This is a genomic window from Methanophagales archaeon (assembly GCA_021159465.1).
In the GTDB taxonomy this organism is placed as follows: domain Archaea; phylum Halobacteriota; class Syntropharchaeia; order Alkanophagales; family Methanospirareceae; genus G60ANME1.
This window is the reverse complement of the sequence record JAGGRR010000099.1, coordinates 1-1,808: the sequence shown is the minus strand read 5'-3', so window position 1 is coordinate 1,808 and position 1,808 is coordinate 1. Positions and strand designations below refer to the sequence as shown.

At 36.7% G+C, this 1,808-nt stretch carries 2 protein-coding genes; one reads left to right on the top strand and one right to left on the bottom strand.

What is annotated here, in order from left to right; genetic code table 11:
* Positions 1–871: 871 nt before the first annotated feature.
* Positions 872–1,336: a hypothetical protein gene (locus J7J01_04985; protein ID MCD6210234.1), complete on the top strand. Its 465-nt coding sequence runs from the start codon at positions 872–874 to the stop codon at positions 1,334–1,336.
* A 231-nt stretch (positions 1,337–1,567) separates the two neighbouring features.
* Here J7J01_04985 and J7J01_04980 read toward each other — a convergent pair.
* Positions 1,568–1,808 (bottom strand): hypothetical protein (locus J7J01_04980; GenBank protein ID MCD6210233.1); only part of this gene is annotated, 241 nt, incomplete at its 5' end.

Sequence of the window (1,808 nt, the reverse complement as noted above, 5' to 3'; positions counted from 1 at the left end):
AAAATTGGAAAATTTACCACCTTGATAGGCAATGAAGCAAATGATGGTGGTAAATCTAACATAATAAGAGCAATCCACGTTGCATGCAAAAACCAGAGATTATCAACCGAAGATTTTCACAAGGGAATAAGAAAAAACTGTGAAATATCTCTTCTTTTTAGTGAATGAAAATATCAAGATTACCTACAGAACTTTGGAAAAGTATTTCCCTCTATGTTCTGTTCATCCCTGCTGTTAAAAGTGTAGAAGATGAGCTGAAATTCGGGCGAAACACTGTAACACAACTATTACTTCCGATTTGTTCTTGCCCATAATCGAAAAAACAAGTGAGGAAAAAGCCTAAACAGAAAGTGTATCCACACAAAAAAGAAAATTAAAGGATGCCATTCGAAGAGAAACAGAAGCGATTAGAAGTTCTTTAAGAATAGAACTATCAAAAATGTGGGACGAAATTGAAGATGTAGTAATTGCCATTCCAGAACTTAAACTGGAAAAAGCGTTCAATCTTGAAATAAAGATCAAAGATAAATACCTGGGAGAGGAAATTTCAATTGTTCATAGAGGTAGGTAGCGGTATGCAGCGGTATCTGATCTGATTCTCGAATGCTTGAAATTTATCGTCAATTATATTATATTCGTTGACAAATCTGATATACCCACTACGTACCTGCTGATTAAAGAGAATGGCGAAACAAAACTAAGAAAACTTGAAGGAGATAAAGAAATTCCTGAAGAACTTGGAATTTCCCCAGTGACATTTTTCTCACTAACGGCATTATTCTTGTAGAGGGCTCCTCGGATGTAGAATGTAGAAATTGTAAAGATTTTTGCTGATGCGATTTCTAAGAACTGGGATGAATACAACATAGCAGTGCTTCCAATAGGTGGATCAAATATAGAAGATCATGACCCCGCTACTTTGTTAAAATTAAACCCAAATATAGCTGTAATTATAATTGTTGATTCGGACGTTAAAAATGAATATTCAAAACTACCAGCCACAAAGGAAGACCTTAAAGAGAAATTTGAAAATGACGGGATCACTGTTTATTTCTGGAAAAAGAACGGAAGATACATAAGAACTATAGAAAACTTGTTCACAGTGGAAACTATAAACCGGGCTTTGAATATTGAACTGGACTCTGAAATAGGATTTTATGAAGACGTCCCCCTGAAAATAAGTAGAGCGTTATTTAGAAGGAGAGACTACAACCAGAATAAGAATAGTTCCGATAATGAGAAATTGGTTACAGTGCTACATGAAAAAGGCAATCTCTACAATAAATTAAGACACGGAAAGAAAATAGCCATGAAAATACACCCAATAATTGCGTGATTCGCTGAATTGATATTCGAATCCCCGAATCAAGACTCTCCTTTACGAGCTTGTACTTCACACTTACACTTACAACCCTCCCTTTTTCTTTCTTTCCCTATCCGACTCTCCAATACAGTCAATGCTTTTTTAAAAAACAGAGTATGCTATACAAATTTTATAATGCCCCCTGAGCAAAATAGAATGTACATGTATGCTTGGCAAACGGATCGAAAAATAAGAGAGCTTGCGCTAAATATGCCCGTCGCACCCTGCATATTCCAGATATTCACCTGCTATGGGGGTAAGGGGTGGTTTAAACTTGAACAACTCTTCTAATCTCCAGATGTGGTCTGTGAGGTTAGCAGCCATTACGGGCGTTCTATCAAACTTTAAAAAAATTTGATCAAAATGCTGCGCAATCCAACGCTGTTCACCATCCGCAATTTCGATTTTTAGTGCATCGTGGGGTTTAGCGAGGTTGAACCACGCG